We start from the raw sequence: 14956 nt of genomic DNA, 5'->3' as shown, positions 1-14956 counted from the left end.
GTTGATTGTCACAATGATTAGGGCTGAAAAAGGTTGGGCGTTATGGGCGATCGCGGTTCTCTTGCTCGGAGGACTGTCGGCTTGTGGGGGCAACCAGGAAACGGCACAGACTGGGGGTAAGGAGTCAGAAAACCAGAAGCTTACCCTGGTGTCCTATGCAGTAACTCGCAATGCCTACGAAAAAATTATTCCCAAATTCGTGAAACAGTGGCAGGAAAAGACCGGCAAAACCGTCACCTTTGATCAGAGCTACGGAGGATCGGGATCTCAAACCCGTGCCGTTGTGGATGGTCTGGAAGCTGATGTCGTCGCTCTAGCACTCAGTTCTGATGTCCAGAAAATTGAAAAAGCTGGCTTAATTGAGCCAAAATGGGAAGCCGAAGCTCCTAATAACAGTATTGTCACCAAATCCGTCGTGGCCTTTGTCACCCGTAAACCAGACCTTAAGCTTGCCCAATGGTCAGAACTGGCCGAAAAAAATCTGAAGGTGATTACTGCCAACCCCAAAACCTCTGGAGGTGCACGATGGAATTTCCTAGGACTATGGGGATCTGTGACCCAATCAGGAGGAACCCCTGCCCAGGCTCAAGCTTTTTTGGAAAAAATTTATCAAAATGTCCCCGTTCTGCCCAAAGATGCTAGGGAAGCCAGTGATGTTTTCTATAAACAGGGTCAGGGAGATGTGTTGCTGAACTATGAAAATGAAGTCATCCTAGCCAAACAAAAAGGCGAAAACCAACCCTATTCTGTCCCCACCGATTACAACATTTCCATTGATGCTCCAGTGGCTGTAGTTGATAGTAATGTCGATAAACATGGCACTCGTGAAGTGGCAGAGGCCTTTGTGAAGTTTCTATTTACACCCGAAGCCCAAAAAGATTTTGCTGAATCAGGTTTCCGTCCCGTTGATCAGACTGTGGCGAAAGAATATGCGAGTCAATACCCCGTCGTTAAGCATCTCTTTACTGTCCAAGATCTAGGGGGCTGGGAAAAGGTACAAACCGAGTTCTTTGACGATGGAGCTATTTTTGACAAAATCACTGCTAAAAAATAGTCAATCTTGGCGGTGAGCTTTCGTACCAATTTTCATGGTCAATCTTAAAAAATAAAACCGATGTCTATTAACACTCTTAATCCCAATGTCATGGAAAGCGATCGCCTTATTTCAATCATTCAAAACCGCATCCGTATTCAAATTCCTAGCCAATATCAACAGGAACCGATCATTTCTCAACTAGCATCCAATTACCATCTAGAAATTAGTATTTTGGCCGCCATGCTCGGTGCAAATGGAGAAGGCAATGGTTGGTTTGATTTGTTACTGACTGGCAGTGTCACCGATATCAACAATGGCTTGGATTATCTTACTCAATTAGGTATAGAAATACTAGATAAGTCTGATCAAGAAACGGATCGTTGGTAATAATACCTTGCTTAGTCTCGATCCCCCCCAACCCCCCTTAAAAAGGGGGGAGAAGATGAAAAGCTTGCTGTGTATGGCTTTGAGTTTTTTGATCAGGAGATTTGCGTAACGAACAGCGTTGAAAGGGGGAAGACAAATTAAAGGTTTTAAGTCCCCCTTTTTAAGGGGGATTTAGGGGGATCAAACCTCAAAGCGTGTATTTTTTCAAGATGTGTGTACACTGTAGCCTTATCAAGGGTGACAGGGAGAGTCTAATACAAAATCTATCTTCAATTTCGTTATAACCAGTCTATTATGGTCAATTTAGCCGACAAAGTGCCAGCCAAATCAACCAATCTTTTTGTCCAGCTTTGGTCAAGAGTTTCCATTCCCTGGGTGATCACGGTTGTTTATTTATTACTTATTTTATTGTTACCCATTACCGCCCTAGTCACTAAATCTTTAACCTTGGGATGGGAAGAGTTTTGGCAAGTAGCTACAGGGTCAATTGCCCTATCGGCCTACAATGTCACCTTTGTAACGGCTCTAGCGGCTGGTTCAATTAATGGGGTGATGGGAACCATTGTCGCCTGGGTGTTGGTGCGTTATCAATTTCCTGGAAAAAAAATTATAGATGCCGCTGTTGATTTACCCTTTGCCTTACCAACTTCCGTAGCTGGTTTAGTGCTGGCAACTGTCTATAGTGAAAAGGGCTGGATTGGTCAATTATTTGCTCCCTTTGGGATTAAGATTGCCTTCACCCGTTGGGGGGTATTTGTTGCCATGCTATTCATTTCTTTACCCTTTGTGGTCAGAACCTTACAACCTGTTTTACAAGAACTTGAAGATGAGGCAGAAGAGGCGGCTTGGTCTTTAGGGGCGACCGAATTTCAAACCTTTTGGCGAGTGATTTTTCCTCCCTTAATACCTCCCATTTTAACGGGTATTGCCTTAGGATTTGCCAGGGCGGTGGGAGAATTTGGCTCTGTCGTTTTAGTGGCTTCTAATATTCCCTATCAAGATTTAATTGCACCAGTTTTAGTCTTTCAACGCTTAGAAGAGTATGACTACACTGGCGCAACGGTGATTGGGGCCGTTTTATTGATGGTTTCTTTGGTTCTTTTATTAGTAATTAATTTACTACAACAGTGGGGTCGTCGTTATGCAACTGACTAAGCCAAAAATTGGACTAATCGCGATCGCCTTAGGCTATCTGGCCCTAATTTTAGTGATTCCGACTATCTCAGTATTTTATGAAGCTTTTCGTCTAGGAATTAAACCTTTTTTAACATCATTACAAGACTCCAATTTTATTGAAGCGGTTAAATTAACGGTCATTATTGCCCTGATTACCGTCCCTCTCAATACGATTTTTGGACTTTGCGCCGCCTGGGTTTTAGCTCGTAATCAGTTTCCAGGCAGAGCCTTATTTTTGAGTGTGGTTGACCTTCCCTTTGCCATTTCTCCTGTCGTTGCGGGTTTAATGATTGTACTGCTTTATGGACAAAAAGGCTGGATTGGTCAATATTTCCAGGCAGCCGATATTAAAATTATTTTTGCCTTGCCTGGCATGGTCATTGCTACCATTTTTGTTACGCTTCCCTTTGTGGCACGAGAAGTAATTCCTGTTTTAGAAGAAATGGGTTCTGAACAAGAAGAAGCTGCCCGTACCTTGGGGGCTAAAGATTGGCAAATTTTCTGGCGTATTACCCTACCGAATATTCGTTGGGGTTTACTTTATGGCGTGCTATTGACGAATGCCAGAGCAATGGGAGAATTTGGGGCCGTATCAGTGGTGTCCGGCAATATCTTGGGGCAAACCAGTACACTACCTCTGTTCGTGGAGCAGGAATACAAAAACTATCAAACGGAAGCAGCTTTCAGTGCGGCAGTGATCCTGGCATTCTTAGCGGCTGTTACTCTGGTGGTGAAAGAAATTCTGGAACGTCGAACTGGGAGGAAAGGGCATTAACGATTGGGCCAATATTCACTTTTAGGAGATCGCAATTGTCCCCTTCAGGATTTAAACTGAGGAAGATGCCTTTTTAAACTGAGGAAGATGCCTTAGGAGATGTAATAGGGGTTAATTGCCCAATTCTATTCATTATTAACTATTTGTTATCAACTATCCACTATCTACTATCAATTATCCACTATTCATTATCAACTATCCACTATTCACTATTAATTTATGAGTATTGTCATCAATAACGTCGCCAAACAATTTGGGAGCTACCAAGCACTGTCTGATATTAATTTAGAAGTGAATGAAGGAAAATTAGTTGCCCTGCTTGGCCCATCTGGTTCAGGAAAATCAACTTTACTTAGAGCGATCGCTGGCTTAGAACCTCCTGATCAAGGTACTATCATTATTAATGGTAAGGATGCCACCCATGTTGATATTCGCAAACGGAATATTGGTTTCGTCTTTCAACACTATGCTCTTTTCAAACATTTAACCATTCGTCAAAATATCGCCTTTGGTCTGGATATCCGCAAACATCCCAAAAAAGAAGTTAAAAAACGGGTTCAGGAATTACTGGAATTGATTCAGCTAGAAGGATTAGGAGATCGCTATCCCTCCCAACTATCCGGTGGTCAACGACAACGGGTCGCCTTAGCCAGAGCCTTAGCCGTTCAACCCCAGGTTCTCTTATTAGATGAACCCTTCGGAGCTTTAGATGCCAAGGTTAGAAAAGAATTAAGAGCCTGGTTACGACGCTTGCATGATGAAGTTCATTTAACCAGTATTTTTGTTACCCACGATCAGGAAGAAGCGATGGAAGTGGCCGATGAAATTGTGGTCATGAATCACGGCAAAATTGAGCAAATTGGTTCTCCTGCTGATATTTATGATCATCCTGCCACACCTTTTGTGATGAGCTTTATTGGCGAAGTCAATGTCTTACCCAGTACGACAAGCTTGCTTCAGAATCATTTCAGCGACAATGATGGTCAGACCTTAGTTCATGCCTCCTATTCTGCCTTTGTCCGACCCCATGATCTTGAAGTTAAAACAGAAGCGGATGAAATTAATACCCAGGCGATCGTCAAACGCATTACCCATCTGGGCTGGGAAATCCAAGTAGAATTAATTCTGTCGGAGCAGGAGGAGATCATTGCCCATCTCAGCCGCGAACAATTTGCAACCTTAAACCTCAGTGTGGGGCAAAAAGTATTTATTAAACCCCGTCAAACCAAGATTTTTTCTGATAGTAATGGTTTTTTAAATTATGCGATTTAAGCGTTGGTATTGTATAAAAGCTTAACTTAAATACTTAGGTACAATTTTTGCTTACGGATTTACCTCTTAACCCCTTACTTATTGTTTCTAAAAAAGAGGACTTTTTTATCAGTGGTTTTGGGAATAGTTCAAAAATTGACACAAAAACAGTTTAAATAGACTATACTATAGCCTTGGGGGATTTGAACTAATTTAATTCAGAAAATAATCCCAGCATTTTGGACTTTCGGTAGTTTTCGCAACGAAACCTTATTCGGATCTTAAGTAGAATCATTCAGGTTTAAAATCCGGAGTGGAGACAACTATGAGCGGAAACGAATCGCGTCTGCAAGCAATTTATCAAATTACCAACCGAGAGCCGATGCCGCCCAAAGCACCAAAACGGTTGGAAGAACTCTGGGCCTCGGATGTTTTTACTTTAGGCAAGATGCAAGAGAGCCTACCCAAAGAAGTTTTTAAATCGGTAAAAAAGACGATTCAAACCGGTCAAACGCTAGATATTTCCGTTGCTGACGTTGTAGCTGTGGCGATGAAGGACTGGGCGATCGCCAAAGGAGCCTTATACTATGCCCACGTCTTCTATCCACTGACCAATGCCACGGCAGAAAAACATGATGGTTTTATCTCTGTTCAAAGCGATGGTTCCGTCATTTCAGAATTTTCCGGCAAAGTGCTAGTGCAAGGGGAACCCGATGGCTCCTCCTTTCCTAATGGCGGTATTCGTTCCACCTCGGAAGCACGGGGTTATACGGCTTGGGATGTCACCAGTCCCGCTTTTGTGATGGAAACGGATAATGGTTCCACCCTCTGTATTCCCACCGTCTTTGTCTCCTGGACAGGGGAGGCTCTCGACAAAAAAACGCCTCTTTTGCGCTCCAATGCGGCGATGAATAAAGCGGCTACTAGAGTTTTAAAACTACTGGGCAATACAGAAGTTTCTCCTGTTAACTCTAGTTGTGGCGCAGAACAGGAATATTTTCTGATGGATGCCAATTTTGCCAATAGTCGTCCTGATATCCTCCTCTCTGGCCGTACCCTGTTTGGCAAGCCCCCCGCCAAAGGTCAACAATTTGACGATCATTATTTTGGGGCTATTCCTGAGCGGGTTCAGGTGTATATGCAAGATGTGGAAGAAAAATTATATAAACTCGGTATTCCTGCCAAAACCCGACATAATGAGGTGGCTCCAGGCCAGTTTGAAATTGCACCCTTTTTTGAAGCAGCTAATGTGGCCACTGATCATCAGCAGTTATTGATGACGGTTCTGCGTAATACAGCTAAAAAGCACGGTTTTATTTGTTTATTCCACGAAAAACCTTTTAAAGGGGTCAATGGTTCGGGTAAACACGTTAACTGGTCGGTGGGCAATGCGACTCAAGGTAATTTGTTAGATCCAGGCGACACCCCTCACTCCAATGCCCAATTTTTAGTTTTTTGTGGTGCGGTTATTCGCGGAGTTCACAAATACGGGCCATTGTTACGAGCAGTGGTAGCAACCGCCAGTAATGATCACCGCCTAGGGGCCAATGAAGCTCCGCCAGCGATCATTTCTGTCTATTTGGGTTCCCAATTGGAGGATGTCTTTGGGCAAATTAGTCAAGGTGAGATTACAGGCTCCAAGGGTAAGGGGGTGATGAATATTGGGGTGGATACTTTACCCATGCTGCCCACTGATGCCGGCGATCGCAACCGTACTTCTCCCTTTGCCTTTACTGGAAACCGTTTTGAATTTCGGGCCGTTGGTTCGGGGCAATCAGTGGCCGGGCCATTAGTTGCCATGAATACGGTTTTGGCAGATTCTCTCAACTGGATCGGGGATAAATTAGAAGCAGAATTGGGCAAGGGGACAGAACTCAACACGGCGATTCAGACCATCCTTAAGGAGGTGATGGATGAGCATGGTGCAGTCATTTTCAATGGCAATGGCTATTCAGAAGAATGGCATAAACTGGCGGCGGAACGAGGTTTAGCCAACCTACGGACATCAGCCGATGCCTTACCGGTTTTAAAGGAAGCATACATCGAAGAACTGTTCTCCAAGCTGGGAGTGCTTTCGCCGGTGGAACTGGCCAGCCGTTATGAAACCTACGCCGAGCAGTATGTTCTCTCCATTGAAGTTGAAGCCAAACTGGTGATTGATATTGCCAAAACCTCTATTTATCCGGCGGCTCTGCGCTATCTCTCGGATCTGGCCAATACCACCCTCAGCTTAAAGGAAATCGGCCTTGATCTCGAAATCGAAAATATCGAGAAAGTGGCTTCCTTGGCTAAATCAATGATGGAAAAAGTGAGCAAATTAACTTTGGCTTTGGGCAATCATGATTTTGCGTCAGTGGAAGAACATATGCAGTATCTCGTGAATGTGATCCGTCCCTTGATGGATGAGGTTCGCGGTTTTGCTGATGCGCTGGAAGGGGAAGTGGCGGATGATCTCTGGCCCTTACCGACCTATCAGGAAATGTTGTTTATTAAGTAAAATTTCCCAGTAAACTGTGGGGTCTTGATCTCAGTGTGCGATATATAGGCAAGGGGCTTAAGCCCCTTGTTAATCAAGCATTAACTTGTTGATCACCCTACTGCACTTTTTGGGAATAGCTATAGATGGTTTGAGTGGTCAGAGCTTGTAATTGTTGAGAGGGCAGTAGATCTTCTAGTCCATAATGGGTGCGTTCCAGACTAACTTGCAGTCCCGTCATCGGATCATGGCCGTTGGATAATAAAAATTCTAAACTAGCCAGGTTTGGCCAAGTCACAATCTGATCGAGAAACGCTAAAATCGTTAAACGGAAAGGATGATCTTTTTCTTCATACCAATGACTGGCCACTTCCTTTGATTGATCTAAGCCTAGATGAAAGATTAAAGATTGTTTACCAAAGAGGGCGATCGCCACGGGGCGGACTTCTTCTTGCAGTTGCAAATGACTCGGACGAATTAAATGACGCAATTTTTCTAGGATTTCATAGCGTTCTGTGGGAGTGCGGAGAGGATTTTGCCAGTTTAAGGAGACAGTGATCAGATAGGTATTTAATAATAAATGGCCGAGTTTTTCGGCTTTGGTGGCTAGATAGACAGAGTTATAACTATTCGCTTCAATTAAGAGGGGAACCCGTTCAATAATTTCCAAACCGTAACCTTTTAGCCCCGAAATTTTACGAGGATTGTTAGTAACGAGGCGAATTTGTTTAATCCCTAAATCATTGAGCATTTGCGCTCCCATGCCATAATCCCTGAGATCGGCCGGAAATCCTAATCGTTCATTGGCCTCCACTGTATCAAAACCTAAATCCTGTAATGAATAGGCTTTCAATTTATTGACTAACCCAATCCCCCTCCCTTCCTGGCGTAGATAAACTACTACCCCTAAACCATGACTTTCTATCATTTTAAGAGCCGCGTGTAATTGCATTTGACAGTCACAACGTAATGATCCCAAGGCATCTCCCGTTAAACATTCAGAGTGCATTCTCACCATTACCGGATGGTTAGCAAATTCAGCAGGCTCCCCTTTGACGATCGCAATATGTTCGGTTTGATCTAAGAGATTGCGATAGGCATAAAGGTGAAAGTTCCCGAATTGACTGGGAAAATCACAAACCGTTTCGCGTTGGACAAAGCGATCGTGCTGAAGACGATAACTAATTAAATCGGCAATACTAATTAGCTTTAATTGATGTTTGCGGGCGTAGTCAAATAATTGGGGCAGACGGGCCATGGAACCATCGGCATTTTGAATTTCGCAAATAACGCCTGCCGGATATAAACCCGCTAATCGACAGAGATCCACCGCCGCTTCCGTATGGCCAGCCCGTTTAAGCACCCCGCCTTCCTTGGCACGAATGGGAAAAATATGACCAGGACGAGTCAGATCATCGGGATGGGTCGCGGGATTGATCGCAACTTGAATCGTGCGGGCGCGATCTTCAGCTGAAATTCCAGTTTTAACGCCTAAGTGGGGAGCCGCATCAATACTAACGGTAAAGGCAGTTTGGTTACTATCAGTATTCTTCGTCACCATCAATGGTAGATCCAAGGCATCGAGGCGATCACCGCTCATGGCCAAACAAATCAGTCCTCTGGCCTCCACCGCCATAAAATTAATCATATCGGGCGTGGCAAACTGGGCTGCACCGATCAAATCCCCCTCATTTTCTCGATTCTCATCATCTACTACGACAATGGGACGACCGGCTTTAATTTCGGCGAGGGCGGCATCGATCCCGTCAAAGGCTATGGGTAAGGAAGGAGAGGGTTGCACTAGCAAATTTTCTTTTAGGTTGGCTGCTTTAGGGCTAGATCTATTGTAACTTGATTGTAACGGCTTCTCCCCCGATAAGTTAAGTTATATTAAAATTGTGAAGGCAGCGATCGCTTTTGAGTCGTTAACTGAAAATAATACAGAAAACTAGGGCGATTATTAAGCCACCATGAGATAGTATAACTAGTTGGTTGTACTCATTAAGATCTTTTACTAAAATCAAATTCACGATCAGTGTCCCCATGATTATCCCGATGGGAGGGCTAATTATGACGAGGGAAAGCAACCCTAGGCCAATTTCGATAAATTCCCTTGCGCGTTTCAGAGTCGAGATAGCCTTGGCAAAACGCTCTGCAACGAGAGATTGTGTTAGCCCTAAAGGTTTGTGTGGAAGGACATTGGTTGTCAATGGGAGTAATAGTCTCACGGATTAGTCCTCACGCGAATACATTAAGTGAATTATACGAATAAAGTAAGAGTAATAACAACTACCAGAATGAAAAGTAGCTTGGTGATCTTCACGGGGCTAAGGGAGGATGCTTGGGTTTTAGGCTGCTCATTCATTGCAATCAGCTTTTAGGCTAAGGATTAGGGACATCGTGAATAAGTGAGAGAGAAAAGTTGTAACAAGAAGTCTTGCGAATTTTGTGATTACACTCTATAATCGGAAACCGAGAAGAAAACTATTGAAACGTGCATTTTTATGGTACGAATGACGAGCAAAGAGTTTGACAGGCGTTTTTCAGGCATTACGCCGAAGCCCAGACACGTTATTTTGCAATTACTTCAGGGCAAGAAAGATGATGAGATCTCGTTGGAAATGGAATCAGCCGTGACGACGATTCGTAAGCATATTGAAAATCTCTGTGATTTATTTGAGATTCCTGGCGAGATTGACGGCATTAAACGTCGTCGTCGAGATCTTTTAACTGCTTTATTTTTGGAACATCGTCCTGATCTGGTTAATGCAGAAGTTTCTATTGGATTTCCGAAAACTTCGGTTTTATCTATTCCTGAACGGGAACGGGAATCCTGGCAAGAGCGGATTGATGTTGCAAATTTTATTGGTCGAGAAAAAGAGTTAAAAGATCTTAACGAGTGGGTGCTAACAGAAAAATGTCGTTTGGTTGGTATTCATGCTTTACCTGGAATGGGAAAAACTTTTCTGGGAACTAAGTTTTCTACTAAATATGGACGGGAGTTTGATCGAGTGATTTGGCGATCGCTGAATGGAGATTCCTGTTTTGCAGATTTAGTAAAGGACTGGTTAGAGTGGATCGAACCAGAGGCTTTAGACTCAGAAATGAATGAGTTAATTAATAAACTGAAGGGAAAATATGAGGAAATTAAAAAGGTTTTCCGAAAAGTTACAGATGAGCAAAAATTAAATTACCAAAACCTTGTCAATCAAACATTGGATCGTTTACTTGTCGTCTTGCGGGATGCACGCTGTCTTTTAATTTTAGATAATTTTGATCAGGTTTTATTAAAAGGAGATTTTGCTGGCGACTATGAACCCCATCACAAACCCTACGGACTATTGTTGAAACGTTTAGCAAGTGAATTACATACCAGTTGCTTATTAGTATTAAGTCGAGAAAAGCCACGAGAGATTCTAACGGCAGATACACTTCCGACTAGAACATTAGACCTGTCTGGTTTTACTGAAGAAAATGCACTGGAGTTTTTAGGGGCAAAAGAAACCACTGAAAACGAGCTAGTCGGCTGGCGTGATCTCATTCGTGTTTATGGTTATAACCCTTTAGCTTTAAAGTTTTTAAAACCAATTATCAATGATTTATGGGGAGGCAATATCAATAATTTTATAAATCAGTCTAGTCTGACGGAGATGATCCAAAATTTTAGTAATTTGATTCAGAGACAATTGGAGATTTTAACCTCAGTTGAGCGGCATTTACTATATTATCTTGCTACTCAGGGTAAGCAATCGCTTAGTGATTTGAGCCAGGCATCAATCCCCGATGATCTTATTGAGACGGATACAGTTATTTCTGCGATGCTTTCTCTCAAGAGTCGTTTTTTGATTGAGAAACTTCAAAATGGTTATTTTTCCTTACAACCCGTGATACAGGAATGTACCCTAAAATCTTTAGGTCAAGTTTTTGTTAAGGAAATGCAGGAAGATTCTGATTACTTCTTGTTGAGTCATTTTGATATTAGCAAGTTGACAGATAGGCAGATTCGCTTGATTTTGCGAGAGTTTTTAAAGGAAAATTCACACCATTACTGGCTCGATTTTTTTAAAGAATTAGAACAATCTCATGGCAAAAACTCATTACTGCAAAAAAATCTAAAGATGATTCAAGCTAATTTGGAGAAAGTTTTGTTTAATCACATTTAAGAAAACACCATTTTCAAAACATTACAATTATTCAGGAGAAAATTTGATGACAGCCCAAGAAGTTAATAATCTCGGAAGACTGCTAGGACTTAGCAGCAAAATTACAGATCGATTTGAGATTGTTGAAAAAGTTGGTAGTGGAGGCTTTGGAGCTATCTATCAAGTTAAGGACAAACATAATTCTAATATGAATGGTCAAGCAAACTTTGATTACCAATGTTCACTCCCTGTTTCCAATGGCACATCTGTTAAAGTTGATGATCAACAAAAGTTGATAAAAGAAAAATTCACCAAAGATAACTATAATTCACTTTTGTTAGCTGCTTCAACAGATACTAAATTCGCCTCATGGAAACTAGCTGAAATCTTTAAAGAGTCAGAATTTAACAAAAAAGGTTTATTCGGTAACGATTCTCTTAATACAGATATTCAGTCAGATATAAGTTGGGCTTCTGTTCAAGGCATTGATAATAGGTTAACCCTTGTTGCACCTTGGCATCAAGAAAACTCCAATGGATATGTCCAAAATTATGTCAATAGCTACAAAGCTAAATTTATCGGGGAGAAAGATGGACTAAACTGGCGTTCAGCTATGGCTTATGACGCTACTTTGGCTCTAATGGCAGCCCTTGATACCCTTAACTTTTCTAGTGACCAAGATATTCATAAAAATCGTGAAGCTGTTTCTGACGCTCTTAAAAATGTAGTAATACCAGCCGACCAAGCCGCAACGGGAACAGTTCGCTTTACCGAAAAAGGCGATCGAGATATAAGTGCGTCCCCCAATTTAGTCGGGTATATTGTTCAAGCAAAAAAAACTGGAGATAAATTTACCTATATCTGTATTGACGGTGACGGCTGTGATTCATCTGCCACCACAAAGACTGACCCACAATGATCGCAAAAAACTTGTCACTATTTTTTATCAACAAAAAACTTCATTCAAATTATCTTATTCCTGAAACAAATAACAGTCCAAAAAACCTTGAGGACTCAAAATTTCAATACCTTCAAAATTTGCCAAAACCAGCAAATCCTTATCCCCTGTGACAATCACCTCCACCTGAGCCGCTTGGGCCGCCCCCAACACAATCGGGTACATCCCGGATAAAGTAGTACATAGAATCTGGGGTAAAATGGAAAAAAACTGATGAGCGAAAAAAGTATGTTACCGATTCCCCCAGAAGAAAAAGCACTGTTAAAACAGCATCTCACCGAATCAGCCCGTATCCTGCGCAAATATACGGAACCAGAGAAACAGAAGGACTTTGGAAGCATCGAAGTAGAAGTCAGAACCCAGATGTTAGAAATTGTGGGGCCAACAATGGGGGAGTTTTTTTTTCAGAAGGGGGAAAAAAACGGTCTGGAAACAAGCGAAAAATCAAAACCCTAGTCGGAGAAGTGGAAATAAGCCAAAAACAAGCCAGAAAACTAAAGGTGTCGCCAAAAATCGTCTTAAGTCCAGGTTTAGAGAAATGCTGTCTAAGAGCCAGTGCGAAAACATCCTACCAACAAGCAGAAGAAGATATAGAGGAGTTGATGGGGATAAAAGTAGGACATAGCAGTTTACATCGCTTGGTAGAACGGACAGAACTGCCCTTAGCTCAAGCTCAGTCAGAGAGTGCGGGGGTCAGTATAGATGGGGGAAAGATTTGTCTGCGGGGCGAGGAGAAGGAAGGGGGACAGTGGCGAGATTATAAACTGGTGAGTCTTCATGGCAATGTCTGTGAAGCCTTTTTCCAAGACCCAGAGGGCTTAAAGAATTGGAGCAATGTTCAACCTTTGTCCCCAATAGTGACCTTTTTGGGAGATGGTCATCCCGCAATCTGGAATGCGGTAGAGAGTTTCGCCACTCAATCGTGGCTGATACGACGAGAGGTGTTGGATTGGTATCATCTCAAGGAGAATCTGTTCAAAGTGGGTGGCTCTCTCAAACGGCTAGAAGCAGTGGAGCATTTACTGTGGCGGGGTTTTGTGAACAAGGCAATAGATGCGTTTGATGGAGTCAAAAGCAAGAGGGCAAAGAATTTTCAAGCCTATTTGACGAAGCATTATCAGCGTATCCCTGATTACCAATACTATCAACAGCTTGGTATTGTGATTGGTTCTGGTGATGTGGAGTCTAAGATTAAACAGGTGGGAGCTAGGGTTAAATTGTCGGGAGCACGTTGGCATCTTCATAATGTTTCTCGTATTCTTCGGCTACGATGTGCTTATCTCAATCACTCTCCTCTTTTGAGTGTCAATGTATTATCTTAAGTGGGATGCACCCACACAATCAGATCATAAGGATCGCGTAGTTGTGGACAAGTAATCATCAAATTAGGACAAATAGTTACCAACTGGCGAGTCGCTAACATAAGCTGTTCCACATTACCATCAAGACGCTCAAGGACTTTCCGAAACTTAGGCCGAGAAAACACTCCCTTAATTTCTCCTAATAAAACCTCCGAGGCAAAAATAGTCAACCTCCGACTTTTACAGAGCAGCAAAATACGACTGGGAACACCGCCCCACAACCAAGCAGAAACCCAAGCATTCGTATCTAGGACAACTTTTAGCATTGCTGAGTGCGCCTTTCTCGCCTAACTTCCTTGACGATTTCACAGATTTCTTCAAGACTAAGTTGATCAGGATCGGGGCCTAATTCCTCCACTCGCTGAAACCATTCCTCGACAGTCAAGGGTTGAGAAACCTTCTCCAAAACAATAGAAGTGTCAGTCATCGAAACTTTATACTTATCTCCTTCGTGAAGTTGCTCTTGCAACGCTAATGGCAATTCTAAAATACCATTTTGACTAATCGTAACAATCATTTTTACCTCCTATTTGAAGTCATTAGACCCCTTGCAAATTCAAACAACTTCCCCTTTTTAAGGAATAAGATTCTTAGTGTAGCAAATCTAGATTTTTGAAATTTAGAATTAAGTCCCCCTTTTTTAGGATGATTTAGGGGGAGTAAAGCATTTTAATGAAAGTTGTAAGTTATAGCTAGTTAGAGTATAACCTAAAACCATTACTTTGATACTGTCGGACAAAAAGAATCAGTTGTTTCGCCCTTCTCCAAATAACGGCTGATGACACTATTGATCTTGCGATCAGATAAATTAACTCCTGGCAGAGCAGCAATCCATTTAGGCTGAAACTTCTCGACATAATAATCGCCGCTTTGTTTGATCGCAAGAACCGGATCACCAATATCGCCTTTCCCTTTGGTTGTAGAAAATTTGTCCCCATTTTCGAGCTGGATAAAATAGACATCCTCTAATATTGTCGTTGCCTTCAGATAAATCTCTCCAACAAGGTAGTTTTTATCCTTATATTTGCAGAGTTTCTCTTGAGCTAGTTTAGAGGCATTGCAGCCACTATTGAGCATTAAGCCAGAGATAGAGTCCGAACAGTTTTTGGCTTCAGGGTTGTCGCCCCATTTTGCTTGTGAGTTAGCAGGCATAGTCTTGACAAAACTTAGTTCGAGCAAAAATACTAAAAAGAGAAATCTTTTCATGGTAACACCATCTTTTTGTGGTTGATAAAGGCAAGGGAGAACACCTGGCGGCGATCGCTTGTCTATGATGATATCGTTTTTTTTCGTAAATATTCAAAAAAATTCTTGAATTTTCACAAAATTCTATTTATTGTGAAGAAGAGACTTAAGTCGGGCTTGCTGAAAAAGTCAAAAAACGAAAGAAATGT

At 42.2% G+C, this 14956-nt stretch carries 15 protein-coding genes; 10 read left to right on the top strand and 5 right to left on the bottom strand.

Translation table 11 applies throughout. The annotated features are described in order from the left end of the window. Nucleotides 1–13: 13 nt before the first annotated feature. The 6 genes from KA717_18755 to KA717_18730 all read left to right on the top strand — a co-directional run bounded on the left by KA717_18755 (nucleotide 14) and on the right by KA717_18730 (nucleotide 7122). Nucleotides 14–1054, top strand: a complete 1041-nt coding sequence (locus KA717_18755; protein ID UXE64714.1) for a sulfate ABC transporter substrate-binding protein — start codon at nucleotides 14–16, stop codon at nucleotides 1052–1054. Nucleotides 1055–1114: 60 nt separating this feature from the next. After that, the gene (locus KA717_18750) at nucleotides 1115–1423 is read left to right on the top strand and encodes an NIL domain-containing protein (protein ID UXE64334.1); all 309 of its coding nucleotides are present in this window, start codon (nucleotides 1115–1117) and stop codon (nucleotides 1421–1423) included. 294 nt (nucleotides 1424–1717) lie between these two features. Then, on the top strand, nucleotides 1718–2578 hold the full coding sequence (gene cysT / locus KA717_18745) for a sulfate ABC transporter permease subunit CysT (GenBank protein UXE64333.1): 861 nt from the start codon (nucleotides 1718–1720) through the stop codon (nucleotides 2576–2578). After that, complete coding sequence (gene cysW / locus KA717_18740) at nucleotides 2565–3374, top strand: sulfate ABC transporter permease subunit CysW (protein UXE64332.1); 810 nt, start codon at nucleotides 2565–2567, stop codon at nucleotides 3372–3374. Before cysT ends, cysW begins: the two co-directional genes overlap by 14 nt. Nucleotides 3375–3593: 219 nt before the next feature. After that, a complete protein-coding gene (locus tag KA717_18735; GenBank protein ID UXE64331.1) occupies nucleotides 3594–4646 on the top strand; it encodes a TOBE-like domain-containing protein in 1053 nt (350 codons plus the stop codon). 304 nt (nucleotides 4647–4950) lie between these two features. Beyond that, nucleotides 4951–7122, top strand: a complete 2172-nt coding sequence (locus KA717_18730) for a glutamine synthetase III (GenBank protein ID UXE64330.1) — start codon at nucleotides 4951–4953, stop codon at nucleotides 7120–7122. A gap of 97 nt (nucleotides 7123–7219) precedes the next feature. Here KA717_18730 and ribBA read toward each other — a convergent pair whose 3' ends face one another. Continuing rightward, a complete protein-coding gene (gene ribBA / locus KA717_18725) occupies nucleotides 7220–8902 on the bottom strand; it encodes a bifunctional 3,4-dihydroxy-2-butanone-4-phosphate synthase/GTP cyclohydrolase II (GenBank protein UXE64713.1) in 1683 nt (560 codons plus the stop codon). Between the two features lie 703 nt (nucleotides 8903–9605). Between ribBA and KA717_18720 the strand changes: the two genes are divergently transcribed. Continuing rightward, a complete protein-coding gene (locus KA717_18720) occupies nucleotides 9606–11264 on the top strand; it encodes an ATP-binding protein (protein UXE64329.1) in 1659 nt (552 codons plus the stop codon). A 46-nt stretch (nucleotides 11265–11310) separates the two neighbouring features. Next, the gene (locus KA717_18715) at nucleotides 11311–12162 is read left to right on the top strand and encodes a hypothetical protein (GenBank protein ID UXE64328.1); all 852 of its coding nucleotides are present in this window, start codon (nucleotides 11311–11313) and stop codon (nucleotides 12160–12162) included. Nucleotides 12163–12216: 54 nt separating this feature from the next. Here KA717_18715 and KA717_18710 read toward each other — a convergent pair whose 3' ends face one another. Continuing rightward, entirely contained in the window at nucleotides 12217–12366 is a 150-nt protein-coding gene (locus KA717_18710; protein UXE64327.1) for a hypothetical protein, read from the bottom strand. A 48-nt stretch (nucleotides 12367–12414) separates the two neighbouring features. Here KA717_18710 and KA717_18705 point away from each other — a divergent pair, with 48 nt between their 5' ends. Together KA717_18705 and KA717_18700 are read left to right on the top strand one after the other, a co-directional pair. Then, the gene (locus tag KA717_18705; protein ID UXE64326.1) at nucleotides 12415–12657 is read left to right on the top strand and encodes a hypothetical protein; all 243 of its coding nucleotides are present in this window, start codon (nucleotides 12415–12417) and stop codon (nucleotides 12655–12657) included. Continuing rightward, on the top strand, nucleotides 12645–13523 hold the full coding sequence (locus KA717_18700) for an ISKra4 family transposase (protein UXE64712.1): 879 nt from the start codon (nucleotides 12645–12647) through the stop codon (nucleotides 13521–13523). The genes KA717_18705 and KA717_18700 overlap by 13 nt, the downstream gene beginning before the upstream one ends. Here the strand turns inward: KA717_18700 and KA717_18695 are convergent. From KA717_18695 to KA717_18685, 3 genes are all read right to left on the bottom strand, one after another. Then, on the bottom strand, nucleotides 13520–13828 hold the full coding sequence (locus KA717_18695) for a putative toxin-antitoxin system toxin component, PIN family (protein ID UXE64325.1): 309 nt from the start codon (nucleotides 13826–13828) through the stop codon (nucleotides 13520–13522). The two genes, KA717_18700 and KA717_18695, sit on opposite strands and share 4 nt — an antisense overlap. Then, nucleotides 13822–14079 (bottom strand): hypothetical protein, encoded by a 258-nt coding sequence (locus KA717_18690; GenBank protein ID UXE64324.1) that lies wholly within the window; start codon nucleotides 14077–14079, stop codon nucleotides 13822–13824. The genes KA717_18695 and KA717_18690 overlap by 7 nt, the downstream gene beginning before the upstream one ends. A gap of 200 nt (nucleotides 14080–14279) precedes the next feature. Continuing rightward, a complete protein-coding gene (locus tag KA717_18685) occupies nucleotides 14280–14768 on the bottom strand; it encodes a hypothetical protein (protein ID UXE64323.1) in 489 nt (162 codons plus the stop codon). Nucleotides 14769–14956: the final 188 nt, after the last annotated feature.

The sequence above is a fragment of the Woronichinia naegeliana WA131 genome, from assembly GCA_025370055.1.
Lineage (GTDB): Bacteria > Cyanobacteriota > Cyanobacteriia > Cyanobacteriales > Microcystaceae > Woronichinia > Woronichinia naegeliana.
Note: the sequence above shows the minus strand (reverse complement) of the source record. Positions and strands in the feature narration are given on the sequence as shown.